Source organism: Rhodobacteraceae bacterium LMO-JJ12 (genome assembly GCA_021555075.1).
Classification (GTDB): domain Bacteria; phylum Pseudomonadota; class Alphaproteobacteria; order Rhodobacterales; family Rhodobacteraceae; genus JAKGBX01.
The window spans coordinates 831,404-850,226 of sequence record JAKGBX010000001.1; the positions used below are offsets into that span (position 1 = coordinate 831,404).

Annotated in this window: 17 protein-coding genes; 15 read left to right on the forward strand and 2 right to left on the reverse strand. The window is 61.5% G+C overall.

Annotation, left to right across the window (positions count from 1 at the left end):
- Nucleotides 1-7 precede the first annotated feature (7 nt).
- The 4 genes from LZG00_03930 (at nucleotide 8) to LZG00_03945 (ending at nucleotide 3,707) form a co-directional block, all read left to right on the forward strand.
- Nucleotides 8-562, forward strand: coding sequence for a TRAP transporter small permease subunit (locus LZG00_03930; protein ID MCF3593139.1), 555 nt, complete (start codon nucleotides 8-10; stop codon nucleotides 560-562).
- Nucleotides 559-1,866: a TRAP transporter large permease gene (locus LZG00_03935; protein ID MCF3593140.1), complete on the forward strand. Its 1,308-nt coding sequence runs from the start codon at nucleotides 559-561 to the stop codon at nucleotides 1,864-1,866. Before LZG00_03930 ends, LZG00_03935 begins: the two co-directional genes overlap by 4 nt.
- A gap of 135 nt (nucleotides 1,867-2,001) precedes the next feature.
- Nucleotides 2,002-2,778, forward strand: a complete 777-nt coding sequence (locus tag LZG00_03940) for a cyclase family protein (protein ID MCF3593141.1) — start codon at nucleotides 2,002-2,004, stop codon at nucleotides 2,776-2,778.
- Between the two features lie 5 nt (nucleotides 2,779-2,783).
- On the forward strand, nucleotides 2,784-3,707 hold the full coding sequence (locus LZG00_03945; GenBank protein MCF3593142.1) for a fumarylacetoacetate hydrolase family protein: 924 nt from the start codon (nucleotides 2,784-2,786) through the stop codon (nucleotides 3,705-3,707).
- Nucleotides 3,708-3,854: 147 nt separating this feature from the next.
- Here the strand turns inward: LZG00_03945 and truA are convergent, their stop codons facing one another.
- Entirely contained in the window at nucleotides 3,855-4,628 is a 774-nt protein-coding gene (gene truA, locus LZG00_03950; GenBank protein MCF3593143.1) for a tRNA pseudouridine(38-40) synthase TruA, read from the reverse strand.
- Nucleotides 4,629-4,842: 214 nt separating this feature from the next.
- On the opposite strand from truA, the gene LZG00_03955 reads away from it, so the two are divergent.
- From LZG00_03955 to LZG00_03985, 7 genes are all read left to right on the forward strand, one after another.
- Nucleotides 4,843-6,258, forward strand: coding sequence for a YcjX family protein (locus LZG00_03955; protein ID MCF3593144.1), 1,416 nt, complete (start codon nucleotides 4,843-4,845; stop codon nucleotides 6,256-6,258).
- Nucleotides 6,255-6,695 (forward strand): GNAT family N-acetyltransferase, encoded by a 441-nt coding sequence (locus LZG00_03960; GenBank protein MCF3593145.1) that lies wholly within the window; start codon nucleotides 6,255-6,257, stop codon nucleotides 6,693-6,695. The genes LZG00_03955 and LZG00_03960 overlap by 4 nt, the downstream gene beginning before the upstream one ends.
- Complete coding sequence (locus LZG00_03965; GenBank protein ID MCF3593146.1) at nucleotides 6,692-7,684, forward strand: YcjF family protein; 993 nt, start codon at nucleotides 6,692-6,694, stop codon at nucleotides 7,682-7,684. The genes LZG00_03960 and LZG00_03965 overlap by 4 nt, the downstream gene beginning before the upstream one ends.
- Nucleotides 7,681-8,979 (forward strand): SDR family oxidoreductase, encoded by a 1,299-nt coding sequence (locus tag LZG00_03970; GenBank protein MCF3593147.1) that lies wholly within the window; start codon nucleotides 7,681-7,683, stop codon nucleotides 8,977-8,979. Before LZG00_03965 ends, LZG00_03970 begins: the two co-directional genes overlap by 4 nt.
- Nucleotides 8,979-9,461: a DUF2269 domain-containing protein gene (locus LZG00_03975; GenBank protein ID MCF3593148.1), complete on the forward strand. Its 483-nt coding sequence runs from the start codon at nucleotides 8,979-8,981 to the stop codon at nucleotides 9,459-9,461. Before LZG00_03970 ends, LZG00_03975 begins: the two co-directional genes overlap by 1 nt.
- A 73-nt stretch (nucleotides 9,462-9,534) precedes the next feature.
- Nucleotides 9,535-12,444: a DUF2339 domain-containing protein gene (locus LZG00_03980; GenBank protein MCF3593149.1), complete on the forward strand. Its 2,910-nt coding sequence runs from the start codon at nucleotides 9,535-9,537 to the stop codon at nucleotides 12,442-12,444.
- A 195-nt stretch (nucleotides 12,445-12,639) separates the two neighbouring features.
- A complete protein-coding gene (locus LZG00_03985) occupies nucleotides 12,640-13,773 on the forward strand; it encodes a Hint domain-containing protein (protein MCF3593150.1) in 1,134 nt (377 codons plus the stop codon).
- Nucleotides 13,774-13,883: 110 nt separating this feature from the next.
- On the opposite strand, the gene LZG00_03990 is transcribed toward LZG00_03985, so the two are convergent.
- Nucleotides 13,884-14,291: a group III truncated hemoglobin gene (locus LZG00_03990; protein ID MCF3593151.1), complete on the reverse strand. Its 408-nt coding sequence runs from the start codon at nucleotides 14,289-14,291 to the stop codon at nucleotides 13,884-13,886.
- Between the two features lie 257 nt (nucleotides 14,292-14,548).
- On the opposite strand from LZG00_03990, the gene ileS reads away from it, so the two are divergent.
- The 4 genes from ileS (at nucleotide 14,549) to LZG00_04010 (ending at nucleotide 18,800) form a co-directional block, all read left to right on the forward strand.
- A complete protein-coding gene (gene ileS / locus LZG00_03995; GenBank protein MCF3593152.1) occupies nucleotides 14,549-17,449 on the forward strand; it encodes an isoleucine--tRNA ligase in 2,901 nt (966 codons plus the stop codon).
- A gap of 79 nt (nucleotides 17,450-17,528) precedes the next feature.
- Complete coding sequence (locus LZG00_04000) at nucleotides 17,529-17,915, forward strand: ankyrin repeat domain-containing protein (protein ID MCF3593153.1); 387 nt, start codon at nucleotides 17,529-17,531, stop codon at nucleotides 17,913-17,915.
- A 57-nt stretch (nucleotides 17,916-17,972) separates the two neighbouring features.
- The gene (locus tag LZG00_04005; GenBank protein ID MCF3593154.1) at nucleotides 17,973-18,338 is read left to right on the forward strand and encodes a bleomycin resistance protein; all 366 of its coding nucleotides are present in this window, start codon (nucleotides 17,973-17,975) and stop codon (nucleotides 18,336-18,338) included.
- A 6-nt stretch (nucleotides 18,339-18,344) separates the two neighbouring features.
- The gene (locus LZG00_04010; protein ID MCF3593155.1) at nucleotides 18,345-18,800 is read left to right on the forward strand and encodes a methylated-DNA--[protein]-cysteine S-methyltransferase; all 456 of its coding nucleotides are present in this window, start codon (nucleotides 18,345-18,347) and stop codon (nucleotides 18,798-18,800) included.
- The last annotated feature ends 23 nt before the right edge of the window (nucleotides 18,801-18,823 follow it).

Below are 18,823 nucleotides of genomic sequence, written 5' to 3' on the forward strand. Positions count from 1 at the left end.
GAGGCAGATGGCAGAGCAGACAGCAACAGCCGGGTTGCCCGGATGGTTCATCACGCTCAGACGCGGGGTCGATGCGATCACGCAGGGGCTGAACGTGGCGGGCACGCTCTTGATCGTGGCGGTGATGCTTCTGGTCAATGCCGATGTGATCGGGCGCGGTGCGTTTGATCTACCGATCTCCGGCGTGCCAGAAATGGTTTCGATGTCGATTGTCGCCATTGTCTTCCTGCAAATCGCCCAGACCTTTCGCATGGGCCGGATGACGCGCACCGAACTGCTTCTGGGCGGGTTGGAACGGCGCAGCCCACGGACGCGGCAGGCTTTGGAAGTGGTCTTTTCCCTCGCCGCCATCGCGCTTGTCTGGCAGATCATCACGGCGTCTTGGCCGCTCTTTCGCAAAGCATGGGAGCGCGGCACCTATGAAGGCACCATCGGTGATTTTATCGCGCCGATCTGGCCCGTGAAACTGATCATCATCATCGGTTGCGCCGCCCTTCTGGTGCAGCTTGTGTTGCATGGAATGGGGGCCCTTCTGCGGTTGACCAGAAAGGGCGCATCATGAGTCCGTTTGAGATTGGCATGATGAGTTTCGGTGCCATGGTGGTGATGATCTATGCCGGGTTCTGGGTGCCTTTTGCCTTGATGCTCAGCTCTTACGTGGGCGTCTGGGCCATAAAAGGCTCGCCGCTCTTGGCCGGTAAATTGCTGGCGCTGGCGGCGGGAGAGACGATCTCATCTTATTTCTTTGGCGTCGTGCCGCTGTTCGTGCTGATGGGCTATGTGGTCAGCGTCACGGGCATGGGGCGCGATGCGTTTGATGTGGCCAACCACCTTTTCCGCCGCCTCAAAGGCGGGCTGGGAATCGGCACAGTCGGGGCGAACGCGATCTTCGCCGCGATCACCGGCATCTCGATCGCCTCTGCTGCCGTTTTTACCCGTATCGCGGTGCCGGAAATGATCCGCCACGGATATAACAAGCGCTTCGCGGTGGGGGTGGTCGCGGGCTCGTCCGTTCTCGGCATGCTGATTCCGCCTTCGCTTCTCCTGATCCTTTATGGCCTGCTGACCGAGCAATCGGTGGGCGATCTTTTCATCGCCGGGATCGTGCCTGGCATGCTTCTGGCGCTGGCCTTTGGCTTTGGCATCTGGCTGACGGCGGTCTTGCGTCCCCACTGGCTGGGCGAGGGGATCTCGGACCCGAGCGAAGACCCGCTTAGCCTCGGCGAGGTGGCGGCCAAGGGCTTGCCGATCTTCGCGCTGATCACTCTGGTTCTGGGCGGTATCTATGGCGGTTTCTTCACCCCGATCGAGGCCGGGGCAGTGGGCTGTCTCGGTGCGATTGTCATCGGGATCATCCGACGCTCGCTCTCGTGGGCCGACTTCTGGCAGGTGTTGCAGGATACCGGATTGGTCACGGCGGCGATTTCATTTCTGATCATCGCCGCACAGATGTATTCACGGATGCTGGCGCTCTCTGGCGTGCCTGCCGAGTTTGGCAATTTCGTTGCCCATGCCGAGATCGGCTATTGGGGCGTCATTCTGGCCTATGTGCTGCTGGTCGTGCTGATGGGCGCGATTCTGGACAGTTCATCAATCATGCTGATCCTCGTGCCGCTGATGCTGCCGGTGATATCGGGCATGGGCGTCGATCTGATCTGGTTTGGCATAATCACGGTAATCGCGGTCGAAATCGGGTTGTTGACGCCGCCCTTTGGCATATCGGTGTTCGTCATCAAATCGGCGCTGGACGACCCCGGCATTTCGCTGGGCGACATCTTTCTCGGTGCCGCGCCCTTTGCCTTGCTGATGTTGTTCGTGCTCGCACTTGTGCTGGCGTTTCCGGTGCTTGCGACGGGGTTGATATGACGCGATGCCAGTATGATCCGCCACGCCCGGCGGCACCGCCGGGCAGCGCCCGACCCGCCCCATGGGCGGGCGCTTCACGCCCACCCCGGATCGGGCGCTGCCCTGTTTGCAATCACTCACCAGAAGGAGCCCCCCATGGCCAGACGTTTTGTTGATATCTCGGTGCCGCTGGAAACCGGCATCATCTCGGACCCGCCGATCATGCTGCCCGAGATTGAATATATGACCCACGCGCAGACCGCCGAACAGGTGATGAGCTTTTTTCCGGGTCTGAAACAGGAAGACCTTCCCGGTGGCGAAGGCTGGGCGGTCGAACGGATGACAATCGCTACCCACAACGGCACCCATCTTGACGCGCCCTATCACCACCACTCGACCATGAGTAACGGCGAGCGCGCCATTACCATCGACGAGGTGCCGCTGGAATGGTGCATGAACCCCGGCGTGAAGCTTGATTTTCGCCATTTCGCCGATGGCTATATCGTGCAGCCCGAGGATGTCGAGGCTGAACTCAAACGCATCGGACATGAGATCAAACCGCTCGATATCGTGGTGATCAACACCTCCGCTGGGGATCATTACGGCAAGCCAGATTACCTGATCAAAGGCTGCGGCATGGGGCGCGCGGCGACGATGTATCTCTTGGAGCGCGGCGTGCGCGTCACCGGCACGGATGCGTGGAGCTGGGACGCGCCGTTCCCGCTGACAGCACAGGCCTATGCCAAGAGCCATGACGCCAGCATCATCTGGGAAGGTCACCGCGCCAGCATGGAGATCGGCTATTGCCACATGGAAAAGCTGTCGAACCTCGAAAGCTTGCCGGGCGACGGCTTTGAAATCTCGTGCTTTCCCTACAAGATCAAGGGCGCCAGCGCCGGGTTTACCCGCGCCGTCGCCATATTCGAGGAGTAAGCGAGATGCGTCTGGGGACTGTTCTGTTTGAAGGCCACAAGCGGGTGGTCACGCCGCTTGATGACGACACGTTGCTTGATCTTGACCGCGCGGCGGAAATGGCCCGCTACGAGACCGATACGTTCAAGGATATGCAGGCGGTGATCGACGAGGGCGACTACGGGCTTGAGCAGGCCGAACACCTGCTGCGCCGCGTCAGTAAACGCACCACGCTGCGCATGGAGGATGTAACATTCCTGCCGCCGCTCATGCCGGTGCAATACCGCGATTGTCTGGTGTTTGAGGATCATCTCTTCAACTGCCTCAAGGCGTTCGGCCAGCCCGAGCCGCAATTGCCCCCGGTCTGGTACGATCAGCCGATCTATTACAAGGGCAACCGGATGAGCTTTATCGGCCATGGGCAGGATGTGATCTGGCCCGGATACGCCGAACATCTCGATCTCGAACTGGAACTGGCCATCGTGATCGGCAAGCAGGGCAAAGACATCACCCGCGAGGCCGCAGCTGACCATATCTTCGGCTATACCATCCTCAACGACGTCTCTGCCCGCGACGCCCAGATGCGCGAAATGCCCGGTCAACTCGGCCCGGCCAAAGGCAAGGATTTCGACACCGGCAATATCCTCGGCCCCTGGATACTGACCGCCGACGAAGTCGACCATCCGGTCGCGCTCGACATGGAAGTACGTGTTAACGGCGCGCGTTGGGGCGGTGGCAATTCCTCCAGCATGCAGCATGATTTCGCCGCTATCCTTGCCCATATCTCGGCCTCCGAAACGCTCTATCCCGGCGAGGTGATCGGCTCGGGAACGGTCGGCACCGGCTGCGGGTTGGAGACCGGCAAGCGGTTGGCGCCCGGCGACGTGTTCGAGCTTGAAATCGAAAAGATCGGCACCCTGCGCAACAGGATCGTGAAACCACAAGCTTGATTGGCGGCAGCGCTCAACCTGAAACGGCAGCAGGGATCGAAAGCATTGGATTTGAGTATTTTGGGAAAGCTGAAGCGCAACGGCGCGCCCCTTTCATCTTGCTTGAAATATCCCGGGGGTGCGGGGGCTGGCCCCCGCTCTTGCCTCTCAACCGGCGCCGAACGGATCGTCGGGATACCCAACTCCGGCCAGGTACAACCCCTGCGGCGGGCTGACCGGCCCACAGGCGGCGCGATCTCTGGCTTCAAGCGCGGTTTTCACATCGTCAGGTGCCCAGTTGCCCGCGCCAACCCGCTCCAATGTGCCAACGATTGAGCGCACTTGATTGTGCAAGAATGAACGCGCGCGCAAGCGGAACTGGAACTCGGTGCCAAAGTCATGCGCCACTTGCGTGATTGCGATCTCGTCCATTGTTTTCACCGGGCTTTCGGCCTGACAGACGGTTGAGCGGAAGGTGGTGAAATCATGCTTGCCGATCAGATGCGCGGCCCCGGCCTGCATGGCCAAAAGATCAAGCGGCGCCTTCACCTGCCAGACCAGCCCCTTGTCGTGGGTCGCGGGCGGCCGACGCACCAGCAGGCGAAAGAAATACCGCCGCTCAAGCGCCGAGAACCGCGCGTGCCAGTCGTCGCTCACTTCTGCGGCATCCAGAATCGCCACCGGCGCGGGCTTGAGATGATAGTTCAACGCTTCCACCAGACGAAACGGACTCCAGCTCTTTTGCAGGTCACAATGCGCCACCTGGGCCAGCGCATGCACCCCGGCATCGGTGCGTCCGGCGGCAACCACATTGTGCGGGCCGGGTTCTAGCCGGGCCAGCGCCGCTTCGATTGCCCCCTGAACCGAGTGCAGGTCGGTTTGCCGTTGCCATCCGACAAACGGGGCGCCGTGATATTCGATTTTAAGTGCGTATCTGGGCATGTCTGCCCCTTCAGGAGTTTCGGGTTTTCGCTGAGACAAAATCTGGATTCGAAACGCGCGCATCACTCAAGAGTCATGGGTGTTTCGACAGATCATCCTCAAACTTCAATTTGCCGAAACGCTTTAGCGCGCCCCTGTGTCGTGGGGCAAGGGGTGGCGCGCAGGCTCTTGCGGGATTATCTAGGGACAACGGCAGGCAAAAAGGGTGCTGCGGGTGGTAATTTCAAGGCTGGCAGACAGCATTTCACGCGGTGTCGGGGCGGTGGGCGACACCGTGTCGGGCGCGTTGTTTGAACCCGTGATCCGGCTCGGTGTCACCGGGCTTGCGCGGTCTGGCAAAACCGTGTTCATCACATCCCTCATCGCCAACCTGATGGATCGTGGCCGCATGCCGGGGCTTCTGGCGGCTCAGGAAGGCCGCATCGAGGCCGCCTTCCTGCAACCTCAACCCGACGATACCGTGCCGCGGTTTGACTTTGAGGCACACCTCGGCGCGCTCACCGCTTCTGCGCCGCACTGGCCCGACAGCACGCGTGCAATTTCCGAGTTGCGCCTTTCGCTGCGGGTGCGCCCTTCGGGCCTGCTGGCGGGGTTCACGGGTGCGCGCACGGTGCATCTTGATATCGTCGATTATCCCGGTGAATGGCTGCTTGATCTCGGCCTGATGGAGAAAAGCTTTGCCGAGTGGAGCGATGAAACCCTTTCCCGTATTGCCCCGCGCGCCGAGGCAGAAGCCTATCTCGCGCTTGCCAGCGCGACCGATGGCGCCGCGCCGCTTGATGAGCCCAGTGCCCAGACGCTGGCCCGTAGTTTCACGACCTATCTCACCAGCGCCCGCGACGCCGGATATTACGACTGCACGCCGGGGCGGTTTCTTCTGCCCGGCGATCTGGCCGGTAGCCCTGTGCTGACCTTTGCGCCACTTCCAAAGCCCCACAGCCCGCCGCGTCGTTCGCTCTGGCGCGAGATGGAGCGCCGCTTTGAGGCTTATAAAGCCCGCGTTGTGAAACCTTTCTTTCGCGATCATTTCGCCCGCATTGATCGTCAGGTCGTTCTGGTCGACGTGCTGGGCGCGATCCACAATGGCCCCAAGGCCGTGGAAGACATGCGCGCCGGGCTGACCGACATTCTCGGGGCTTTCCGACCGGGGCGTAACGCCTTCCTCACCCGGCTGTTGATGGGCAAGCGGGTTGAAAAGATCCTCTTTGCCGCGACCAAGGCCGACCATCTGCATCATTCCCAACATGACCGGCTGACCGCGATCATGAAAGCATTGGTGCGCGATGCCACCGACCGCGCCGATTTTGCCGGGGCCGAAACAAGCGCAATGGCGCTGGCCTCGTTGCGCGCCACGGTTGAAGAAACGCATCAACATGACGGCAAAGCGCTCGACTGCGTGCGTGGCACACTTCTGGACACTGGCAAGCAGGCCGCGTTTTATGCCGGCGATCTGCCGGTTGATCCCGCCAAATTGCTCGGGCCCGCCCGCGATGGTGCCGACAAATGGCTTACCGGTGACTATGGCGTCATGCGTTTTGCTCCGGCGCCGATGACGCTCAAACCCGGCGTCGGCCCGCCCCATATCCGGCTCGACAGGGCGGCGCAGTTTCTTCTGGGGGATAAGCTGTGACGCTTTCACGCCCGCCGCGCCGCGCCCGGCTTTGGCATCTGCCGCGTCTGGCGCGCATCCTTTGGGCGGCCAATCCGCGTCAAGACCGGCGTGCGCGGCTTGATGATCTGCGCGTGTTGGCGCGTCTGCTGTTGCGCGGGCAGATCACTCATGTGCCGGGGCGCTTTGGCCCGTGCGGTTTTCTTGCCCGTGACGGCGTGCGCATTCACGCGCTCTACACGCATCCACATGCACGACGCCAAGGGATCGGCCGCCATCTTCTGCGTCATGCCCAGCATCAAAGCCCGAGGCTTGAGCTCTGGACCGCGCAAGACAACCATCCTGCCCGCAGCCTCTATGCTGCGCACGGGTTTTACCCTGCCGCGCTCACCTATGGTCAAGGCAATGACGAGGGCCAACCCGACATGCGCCTGATCTGGCAAAGGAACGCCCCATGACCAACGGCCCCGTTCTGATCGACCTCGAAGGCAAACCGAACCCAAGCCCCGCCGAAGCACCACCCGTGCCCGACACTGCCGAACTGCCCGAAGGGCGCGCGATGCAGACCATGGCGGCGCTGGCCACGGCGCGCCCCTCACGGCTGGCGAAATGGTTCTGGGGTCTTCTGGGCGCATTGCTGATGGCGATGATCTCGGTCGCTGCGTGGGATTTCACCACGGCGCTGATCGCGCGCTCGCCAATTCTGGGCTATGGCATCACTGCGCTGGTGGTGGCGTTCGTTCTGGTCCTTGCTGTGATTGCCCTGCGCGAATTGGCGGCATTTTCCCGCCTCAAACGCATGGATAGCTTGCATCACTCTGCCGCCGAAGCCCTTCTGACGGATGATCTCGACGCGGCGCGCGATGTGGTGGCCCGGCTCGACAGCCTCTATTCCGGGCGCGAGTCGCTGAAATGGGGGCGTGAGCGTCTGAAAGAGCGTGCGCCCGAACAATTTGACGCCCAAACCCTGCTTTCGCTGGCCGAAGCCGAACTGATGACGCCGCTCGATGCTGCCGCCACCAAACAGGTCGAAGCCGCCGCGCGTCAGGTTGCCACCGTGACGGCACTGGTGCCGCTGGCGCTGGCTGATGTTGTGGTCGCGCTCACCTCCAATCTGCGCATGATCCGACGCGTGGCCGAGATTTATGGCGGGCGTTCAGGCACCTTGGGAAGCTGGCGGCTCACCCGCGCGGTGCTGACCCATCTGGTTGCCACAGGCGCTGTCGCCATGGGTGATGACATGATTGGCTCGCTTGCCGGGGGTGGCCTTCTTTCCAAACTGTCGCGCCGCTTTGGCGAAGGCGTGGTCAATGGCGCACTCACGGCCCGCGTCGGTGTTGCCGCGATCGAAGTCTGTCGCCCATTGCCGTTTTCGCGCGGCAAGCGCCCGTCGGTCTCGGGTCTGGTCAGCCGCGCTCTGGCCGGGCTGTTTGGGGGCGGCAAATGAGCCGGGTTCTGGTCATCGGTGCCTATGGCATGATCGGTGCGGCCCTGACGCGCCATCTGCTCGGGGAAGGTCATCACGTTACCGGGCTGGGCCGTTCGGTGCGCACGGCGCGGCGTGAATTTCCGATGCTCGACTGGGTGTTTCACGACCTTGCGCATATGACGATCCCCGGCGACTGGCTGCCCTATCTCAGAAATGTTGACTTTGTGGTAAACGCCGCAGGCGCCTTGCAGGATGGTCCCTCGGACAACCTCACGGCGGTGCATGGCGTGGCCATCGCCGCACTGGCCGAGGCCTGCGCCGCCCATGACATCGGCCTCGTTCAAATTTCCGCCGCCGGAGTTGCGCGCGATGCCAGCACCCATTTCATGCGCTCCAAGGCGGCGGGCGACGCGGCGATAGTGGGCATCGGCGGCGCGCATTGGATCCTGCGCCCCGGTCTCGTGCTGTCGCAAACCGCCTATGGCGGCACGGGGCTGCTCAGGATGCTGGCCGCAGTGCCGCTGATCCAACCGCTGGCAATGGCCCAAACGCCGATCCAGACCATCGGGATTGACGATCTCGCACGCGGCGTCTCGGCCTGTATTCGTGGTGATATCGCGCCCGGAACGGTGGCCGATCTGGTCGAAGAAACACCTCACAGCCTGCGCGATCTCACCGCCGCAATGCGCGATTGGCTCGGTTTTGCCCCGGCCCGTACCACGCTCGCCGCGCCGCGCTGGGCCATGCAACTCACCGCCCGCGGGGCCGACCTGCTGGGCCATCTCGGTTGGCGCTCGCCCCTGCGCAGCACTGCGGTTGAGACGTTGGCGACCGGCGTATTGGGCGACCCCGCACATTGGCAGGGCGCTGGCGGCGCGCCCATTGCATCGCTTGATCAAACGCTTGCCGCCATGCCCGCGCGCGCCGAGGATCGCCTGGCGGCGCGCATGCGTCTCGCCATGCCCTTCGTGATTGCCACATTGGCGCTGTTCTGGGCGCTTTCCGCGCTGATTGGCCTCGTCTCCCTCGACGCTGCTGCTGCGCTGATGACAACGCGCGGCTGGCCGCTCTGGCTGGCGCAGCTTTCCGTCGCGGGTTGGGCCTTGGTTGATTTCGCGCTTGCCGCCGCGCTGCTTTGGCGGCCCACCGCACAGCGCGCGGCCCTCGGCATGGTGGCGGTCAGCCTCGCCTACCTGATCCTTGGTAGCATTTTCACGCCTGCACTCTGGCTTGACCCACTCGGCCCGCTCCTGAAAATCCTGCCCGGCATGATGTTGGCGGCACTGGCCGTGCCAATGCTGGACGCGCGCTGATGGAACTGCTCGACCTTCTGCGCTGGCTGCATGTCATCGGTGCCACTGTGCTCTTGGGAACCGGCGCGGGCATCGCGTTTTTCATGCTCATGGCGCATCGCACCGATGATGCGCGCCTCATTGCCCACACGGCGGGCATCGTCGTGCTGGCCGATTATATCTTCACCGCCTCCGCCGTCATCGCCCAGCCGATCACCGGTTTCTGGCTGGCCTATGAACTCGGCTGGAGCCTGACTGAGCCTTGGCTGCTGCTCTCCCTCGCGCTTTACGTCCTTATTGGTGCGTTCTGGTTGCCAGTGGTCTGGATTCAGACCCGCCTGCGCGATCTTGCCCGCGCCGCCGTGGCCAAAGATACCGCCCTTCCGCCGCGCTACTATCGACTTTTCCACATCTGGTTCGCCAGCGGTATCCCGGCATTCTTCGCGGTTCTGGGCCTCTTTTGGCTTATGCTGATGCGTCCTGATTTGCCATTCTGGGGATGAGTCCGAGGCACCTTGCCGCGCATTGCCGCAACCCCTAGTCTGCAAACAAATATGGTTTCAGGGTGAGTGGTTTATGGATGGTCTTCTGACGCTTGGCGGATTGCTTGTTCTGGCATTTTTTATCGGCGTTCCCTACCTGCTGGTTTCTCACACCAGGTTGAAATCCAGAGTTACCGATCTGGAGCTGGAAATATCCGATCTGCGTCGGCGTTTTGCGTCCCGGGCCGAGCGCCCAAGCGAAACCGAGGAAGAGGCCCGCCCCGGCCCATGGCGCGCGGCGCGCACGAAGGGTGACGAAACGCCAGTCAGGGCAGGGGCCAGCACGCCACCCGACACAGCAATACCGCCCAAAGCCCCAGACTTTAAGCCGCGCGCCCCTGTTATGGCTGCCGACACCAGCAACACGGATGAAATCCAGAGGCAATCACCGCCCCGTGCCTTCGTCTTCAATGCCGAAAAGCTGGACCGGCTCACCGATTGGTTGCGCGTCAACTGGGTGCTGGCTGTGGCCGCTGCGTCACTCGCCTTTGCGGGCCTCTTCATGGTGCAATATGGCGTTGAACATGGGCTTCTCACGCCGTTCTGGCGGGTGATGTCGGCGCTCGGCTTTGGCGCTGCGTTGATCGTGGCGGGCGAATGGATCCGCCGCCGACATGGCGATGACGAAGCGGATGGTGATCCCGCCACCGCCTTCCTGCCCTCAACGCTCTCAGGTGCGGGCTTGATCGTGCTCTTTGCCGGTGTGCTTTCGGCGCGCGTACTTTACGACCTGATATCGCCCGGCACCGCGCTGGCCGGGCTTTGCGGCGTGGCGCTGCTGGCGATCGTGCTGGGCTGGTTCTATGGCCCGGTGCTGGCCGCCGTCGGCATTGTCGGCGCCACCGCCGCGCCGTTCCTTGTGGGCGGGGAATCCGACGCGCCGTGGATCTTCTATTACTACTTCCTTCTGATCGCAGTCGCCGGGCTCGCGGTCGATACCATCCGGCGCTGGGCCTGGGTATCGGCGTTGTCGCTGATCCTCACCCTTGGTGGCATGGCGCTGCTCTATCTCGGCGACGCCGGGGTGCTGCATTTCCTGATCGCCGTGCTGGCGACGACATTCGCCGCCCTCACCATCCCGGTTCGCTCGCTGGTGCCGAACCATTCCGGCGCCTCCTTTTTCGGTGATATGCTTGGGAAAAAGCCGGGCGCACGCGCCTTCCCCGAGTTTCCGACGCGTATCGCTCTCGGTGTGATCGTCGCCGCCAGTCTTGCTGCCGCATGGGTGGCTTCTCAAGCCGCCACGCCCGAACAGGTCTGGCTGTCGCTGGCCGCGCTGATGCTGCTGCTGGTGGCGACGCTGATCTGGATGGCGCGCGCGCCTGCGCTCTTTGATCTGGCGCTTATCCCCGGTGCCGCCTTCCTGTTGACGCTGATGAGCGAAGTGACGCGCTATGGCCCGCTCTATCGCCAATTCCGCTCGCCGCTCGGCCACAACGATCCAGAAAGCCTGCCACCTGACACCGCCTTCATCGTCTATACGCTTGTTGCGCTAGGCGTGATCGTCACGGCGCTTGCCTTCTGGCGGATGCGCGCGGCGCTGCGTGATGAGGGCGCCGATAGCGCCCCCGTAATCTGGGCGCTGGCCGCGTCGGTCTTTGCGCCCGGCGTGGTGCTGATTCTCGAATTCCTCTGGTTGCCCGCGCCGGTGATCGGCGACATGCCTTGGGCGCTCACCACGATCGCTGTCGCCGCCGTGATGACACTTCTGGCCGAGCGCTGCGCCCATGGAACCGACACGGCCCGTCTCAAGCTGCGCATCGGCCTTTTCGCCATCGCCGCGCTGACCATGATCGCGCTGGCCGTTTTCCTGCTTCTTACCAAGTCGGCGCTCACCCTGGCGCTCGGCGTGATGGTGCTGCTCACGGCGCTGCTGGATCGCAAGTTTGACCTGCCGGTTTTGGGCTGGTTTCTGCAACTGGGCGTCGCGGTGATCTCTTATCGCCTGATCGTCGATCCCGGTCTTTTCTGGGCAATTGAGCGCGCCAGCTTCTTGCAGGTGTTGCTGGCTTATCTTGGCGCCATCGCGCTGCTGGGCGCCGCATGGGCGGTTCTGCGCGGCTCGGTGCCAAACCCGTCACGCGGCAATTCACAGGTCATTGTCGAAAGCGCGCTCTGGACCCTCGGCGCGGTGTTCATCTGTATCTTGCTGGCCCGTTTGTTCGACGAGGCCGATTTTGAATCCCATTGGGGCGCGGGCCTTCTGGCGACTGTCTGGCTCGCCTCGGCGGTAAATCAAGCCTATCGGCTGGGCGTGCCCGGCTTGTCGCTGCGCGGGTTGCGTGTGTTGCTTTGCGTCGTGTTCTCGCTGGTCGGCATCGGCTTCCTGGCGCTTCAAGGCGTGCTCTTCAACCCGCTTCTGATGCGTTCAGAAACGGTGCTTGGCCCGCTGATCTTTGACAGCCTCATGGTGGCCTATCTGCCCGTCGCGCTGGTCTTCGCCGTGGCCGCGTGGAAGCTGACAGGCCTGCACCGCCAGACCCAAAGCCTCCTGATCATCCTCTCAAGCCTATATGGCGCCACCTATATCGGCTTTGAAATCCGCCGCTTCTGGCGTGGCCGTGATCTCAGCGTGCATGGCTTCACCGATGCCGAGCTTTATTCCTACACGCTCGCGATGCTGCTCGGCGCGGTGCTGCTCTTGATGCTGGCGTTCTCGCGCCGCTCGGATGTGTTGCGCAAACTGGCAATGGCGGGGGTCGCGCTGACCATTGCCAAGGTGTTCCTGATCGACATGTCGGGGCTTTCGGGCCTCACGCGGGTATTTTCCTTCATGGGGCTGGGCCTCGCGCTGGTGGCGCTGGCATGGCTCAATCGCAAGATGAGCGAACAATGGGACCGCTCAGGGCCGGGTGATCCGCCCGACGCACCACCAGAGCCGGATGACACAACAAGCGCCGCGCCCGGTGATGTAACCCTGCCAGAGACAAACACCGACAAGTGAGCAAAATGCTCGGTCGAGAGCAAAGCGGGGAGCCGCTCCACCGGTATCGAACTTGTTGATTGGTGGTTAAGACCATATTAAGATAACAGAAAATATCTACTGGGTGAGTATCGGTTCAATAGCTTCCGAGCCTTGCCAGAGTAAAAAATAGCGCCGCCAATAAACGAGCGGGCAAACATTGGCAGGTAGCCGGAAATGGCTGAGCGGACGATATATATATTCGCCAAGAGCGATGTGACGATTACGCGTGACCTTGACGGTGATCCACCGCGCCATGGTGATGTCATAGGCCATGCGTTGAATGGCAATGCTTTCGGCTGGGAGAACCCCAGCGATCTCAGTCTCACGTTCTCGGGGTCAATGACGGCGATCACGTTTGAGGATTCCGACGGGATTTTACAGGATGATCCGTTCTCAGGCTCGACGGTTGTCGATCAATTTCTCACCGAACCCGTCACGATCAATGGCACGACTTACACCCCGAGCACCGAAACGACCCGCTGGCAAGACCCGCCACCCGTCAATGTGGAAAACGAATACGAGGTCACTCTGTTCGATGATGAAGGCACCGCGTATCGCATGGTGGGTGTGTCGATCACGCAAGGTTATTCAACCGAAGTGGTCGGGGTCATGTTTGATGGGCCTGCACCACCACCCGGCACCACGTTGCACTACATTCAAGGTGTCTCAAGCTATGGTGGAACGGGTCAGACTGTGCCCATCCCCGATGAGGTAGTGTGTTTCCTGGAAGGCACGTTGATCGAGACACCCTCTGGCCCTTGTCCGATTGAGCATCTTACAGCAGGCGATCGCGTCTTGACGCTGAATCATGGTGAACAGCCCATTCGTTGGCTCGGTCAAAGTGCGGTATGCGGTTTGGGAAAACTGGCTCCGATTTGCATTGAGGCCGGTGTTCTTGATAATCGGCGCGACCTCTACCTGTCTCCCAATCACCGCGTTCTTCTGAGGTCCAGCCTGGCTGAATTGAGCTTTGGGCAGCGTGAAGTGCTGGTACCGGCCAAAGCGCTTGTGGATGGCGTGACAGTCAAGCGCGTGCCGATGCCTCGGGCCACCTATTTGCACCTCTTGCTTGATGAGCACGAAATGGTGTTTTCTGAAGGGATCGCCACGGAAAGCCTGTTCACCGGTGCTGTCACCAAGGACATTCTGGCAGATCAGGCATTGGCCGAACTGAACGAGATTTTCCCACAGTTTCAACAGTCCCGACAAATCACCAGCCATATGGGTCTTACGCTAACAGAATCGCGGTATTTGATGCAAAGACAGACGTCTGGCGACCTGCGACCGGTCCGGCTTTGGGCGGCCTGAGCGGTTCGGGGAATAACAGCAATCATCTGACGTGCTCGATTGATGGTCAGCCAAACTTCGCGAAGCTGTGCGCGAATGCCCGTTGAAGCATTGACGCAACAACCTCCGCACTACTTCAAAATCGGCACGCCGCCCGGTCCCTGGGCACGTTGCACCACGCCAGCGCGTAAACTGCGCCCGATGCGATGCGCCAAAGCCGACCATGCGCGCGCCTGATCCGCGCTCAATTCCTCACACAACACCCCGTCAAACAGCGCCAGCCACGGCTCGAACATTCCGGGGCGCACATTGCCCGCCGCCCGATGCACCGCCAAAGGATTGCCGCCATAGCTGCGCTCATGCAGGATCGCATTGGCCCAGAACCCGGCGATTTTCGCCTCGTGGGCGGGCCAATCGGTGACATGCGCGGCAAACACCGGCCCCAACACGGGATGCGCGCGCACCTTGGCATAAAACGTCGTCACCACCCGCTCGATCTCGGGGCGTGACACGTCAAATTTCGCTGGAAGCGTCGCCATTTTGCTCTCCTCTGCCGCCGCCGCTTTCTACGCCTGCGCACGCGCATGAGAAAGGGCGAATGCGCCGCCCTTGCCCCACTGGACCTTGCCTGCAACCCGCCCTATAACCCGCATCCAAGATGACTGGTTTCATGGCGATCATTATACGAATTACGTCCCCGGCGCTCTGATTGATTGAGCCGCCGGGCAAAGGCGTATGGGTGACCCGCGCTGACCGCTGAACCATCCAGAATAAATTCCCGAAAAGGATTGTGGTCATGACCGACCAGACCCCCGATTACAAATCGACCCTGAACCTGCCGCAAACCGATTTTCCGATGCGCGCGGGCCTGCCCAAGCGCGAGCCGGAATGGCTGGAGCGTTGGGAGCGGTTGCGGATCTATGACCGCCTGCGCGAGAAACAGGGCCGCACCTCCTTCACGCTGCATGACGGTCCACCCTACGCCAATGGTCATCTGCACATCGGCCATGCGCTGAACAAGACGATCAAGGACATGATCGTGCGCAGCCATCAGATGATGGGCTTTGACGCGCGCTATGTGCCGGGGTGGGATTGTCACGGCCTTCCCATTGAGTGGAAGATCGAAGAGCAATACCGCCAGAAGGGCAAGGACAAGGACGATGTTCCAATCATCGACTTCCGCCAGGAATGTCGCCGCTTCGCCGACGGTTGGGTCGATATCCAGCGTGACGAATTCAAACGCCTTGGCGTGACCGGCAACTGGGACGATCCCTATCTCACCATGGCCTTCCACGCCGAAGCCGTGATCGCTGAGGAATTTCAGAAGTTCCTGATGAACGGCACACTCTATCAAGGTTCCAAGCCGGTGATGTGGTCGCCCATCGAAGAAACCGCGCTGGCCGAAGCCGAGGTCGAATACCACGACAAGGAGAGCTTTACGGTTTGGGTGAAGTTCGCCGTTGCCACGGCGGGTGACCTTGAAGGCGCCAAGGTTGTCATCTGGACCACAACGCCCTGGACCCTCCCGTCCAACAAAGCCGTCGTTTATGGCGACAGCTTTGCTTATGGTCTCTATGAAGTCACCGACACGCCCGACGAATGCTGGGCCGAAAAGGGCGAGCGTTTCATCCTTGCTGACAAGCTGGCCGGCGATGTGATGACCCGCGCCCGCCTCGAAGATGGCATGTATAAGCGTGTCCGTGAAGTCTCTGCCGATGAACTCTCGGGCCTCTCGCTTCAACACCCGCTCTTTGGTGCCGAAGGCTCCAACGGCGAATGGGACGACCTGCGCGACTTCCGCGCTGCTGATTTCGTCACCGACGAAGAAGGCACCGGCTTCGTGCATTGCGCCCCCTCCCACGGGATGGAGGAATACGAGCTTTACCGTGGTCTCGGCATGCTTGAGCAGGTCATCACCTACAACGTGATGGACGACGGTAGCTTCCGCGCCGATCTGCCGTTCTTTGGCGGCAAACGCATCCTCAAGCCCAACGGCAAGGAAGGCGACGCCAACAGCGCCGTCATCAACAAGCTGATCGAAGTTGGCGGCCTTCTGGCGCGCGGCAAGATCAAGCACTCCTACCCGCATTCATGGCGCTCCAAAGCGCCGGTGATCTATCGCAACACGCCGCAATGGTTTGCCGCCATCGACAAACCCGCGGGCGGCAATGACGCGCATGGCAAGACGATCCGCGAACGCGCGCTCAACTCCATCGACAACCTGGTGAAATTCACCCCGCAAACCGGGCGCAACCGCCTGCACGCGATGATCGAAACCCGCCCCGACTGGGTACTTTCGCGCCAACGCGCATGGGGCGTCCCGCTGACTTGCTTTATCCGCAAGGGCGCGCTGCCCACAGATGAGGGCTTCCTGCTGCGTGACCCGGCGGTCAACCAGCGCATCGTCGATGCGTTTGAGGCCGAAGGCGCAGACGCATGGTATAAAGACGGCGCCAAGGAACGCTTCCTCGGTTCTGACTATAACCCCGATGAATGGACCCAAGTGTTCGACGTGCTCGATGTCTGGTTTGACTCGGGCTCGACCCACGCCTTCGTTCTGCGCGACCGCCCGGACGGTACAAAAGACGGCATCGCCGATGTCTATATGGAAGGCACCGACCAACACCGCGGCTGGTTCCATTCCTCGCTCTTGCAGGCTTGCGGCACGCTGGGCCGTGCGCCTTATCGCAACGTGGTCACGCATGGCTTCACGCTGGATGAGAAGGGCAACAAGATGTCCAAATCCTTGGGCAATACCATCGTGCCCGAGAAGATCGTTCAGCAATACGGCGCCGATATCCTGCGCCTTTGGGTCGCCCAGACGGATTACACCGCCGACCAACGCATCGGTCCGGAGATCCTGAAAGGTGTTGCCGACAGCTATCGCCGCCTGCGCAACACCATGCGCTACATGCTCGGCAGCCTGAATGACTTCACCGAGGATCAGCGCGTTGATCCCGCCGATATGCCCGAACTGGAACGTTTGATCCTGCACCGTCTGGCAGAACTCGACCAAAAGGTGCGCACTGGCTATCAATCCTTCGATTTCCAGGGTGTCTTCTCGGCGATCTTCAATTTCTGCACGGTCGACCTATCGGCCTTCTATTTCGACATTCGCAAGGACGTGCTCTATTGCGATGGCGACAGCGCGCGCGCTAATGCGGCGCGCACCGTGCTCGACCTGCTGTTCCACCGCCTCACCACCTGGCTCGCCCCGATCCTCGTCTTCACCATGGAAGACGTCTGGCTCTCGCGCTATCCGGGTGACGAGAATTCGGTGCATCTTCAGGATATTCCTGAAACGCCCGCCGATTGGCTTGATGAACCGCTGGCCGCGAAATGGGCCGAAGTTCGTAAAGCCCGCCGTGTTGTTACCGCCGCGTTGGAGTTACAGCGCGCTGACAAGGTCATCGGTGCCTCGCTCGAAGCGGCGCCAATTGTGCATGTGCGCGATGAGAACATGATGGCCGCGCTGAAAACCGTCACTTTCGATGACATCTGCATCACCTCGGGGATCACGCTCACCGCCGATCCGCTCCCGGCCGAAGCCTTCCGCCTGCCCGAGATTGAAGGCGTCGGCGTGGTGTTCGAGTTGGCCGAGGGCGAGAAGTGCATGCGCTGCTGGAAGATCCTGCCAGACGTGGGCACGCACGCCCACGAAGGGGTATGCAAGCGATGTGACGAGGCGCTTGCCTAAAGCGATATGCACGCGCCCTGCACCCCGTTGACCAGACGGGTCGTAGGGCGCGCGCACCATTTGTCACCTTGGGGGAACCATGTCCAAGAAACCAAAGACCAGAGAGACGCTGGAGCAAATTCTGGCCTCATGTTCCGATTCCCTCTTTCCCGCCGAAATGGGCGAGGCCGTCGTCACGATTGATAGCCGAGATGTTGATGGTGACACCCCTCTCCACGTGATGCTATGGCGCGACAATACTTACGGCGCTTTGCTTCTGATCGAGGCGGGGGCAGACATAAACGCGATCGGTGATATGTCGGAAACTCCGCTTCATGTCGCGGTGGGCAAGGGCAATCTGGCTGTTGTCGAGGCGTTGATAAAAGCCGGTGCGCGTACCACCGATAAATCCGAATTCGGCAAGACGCCCAGGGAAAAGGCCGCCGAACTCGGGGGCGACATGCAAAGGCTCTTTTCCGGCCTTTGACGACACGCTCAGCACGTCGCGCTTCCCAAACATAGGGGAATCGGGCATCCTTACCCCATGTCTTACAAACCCGATGGCTACACCGATCTCGCGCCCTATCTCGTCGTGCCCGATCCGCGCGCGGTGCTTGATTTCTGCGCCGCCGTATTTGACGCCGAAGAATTGCGCGTTATCCATGATGGCGACCGCATCATGCACGGCGAATGTCGCATCGGCGACACCGTGTTGATGATCGGCGGGGCCGAAGGCCCGGCTGCGATGCTCCACATCTATTGTGAAGACCCCGACGCCGCCTTCGCCCGCGCCCTTAATCACGGTGCCGAAGAAATCCAACCGATGATGGAAAAAGGCGATGGCGACCGCCGCGGCGGCTTTCGCACGCCCTGTGGCACGCAATGGTACGTCGCGCGACAGGTTGAGTAAGCCGCTATGCCGCGCCTGACCGTCGACACCCCAACCGGACCATTCACCCTGACTGAAGAGTCCGGCGCAATCTCCGCTGCCGAATGGGGCGAGGGTGGAGCCGACGAAACTCCGCTGCTCTGCGCCGCGCGTGACCAGCTTACCGAATACTTCGACGGCACCCGCACCCGATTTGATCTCCCGCTCAAGGTCAACGGAACCGATTTTCAACGCGCGGTCTGTGACGCCATGTCGGCAATCCCGTTGGGCGACACGCTGACCTATGGCGACATCGCCAAAGCGCTTGGCGTCCCGGCGCAATCCGTCGGGCAGGCCTGTGGCGGCAACCCGATCCCGGTGATCATTCCCTGCCATCGGGTGATGGGCGCAGGTGGCAAGCTCACCGGCTTTTCCGGGCGCGGCGGGGTAGAAACCAAGGTCTGGCTGTTGCGCCATGAAAAGGCGGCTGGCCTGCTGATTTGAAGCGACGCACCGCGCGCTCTGTT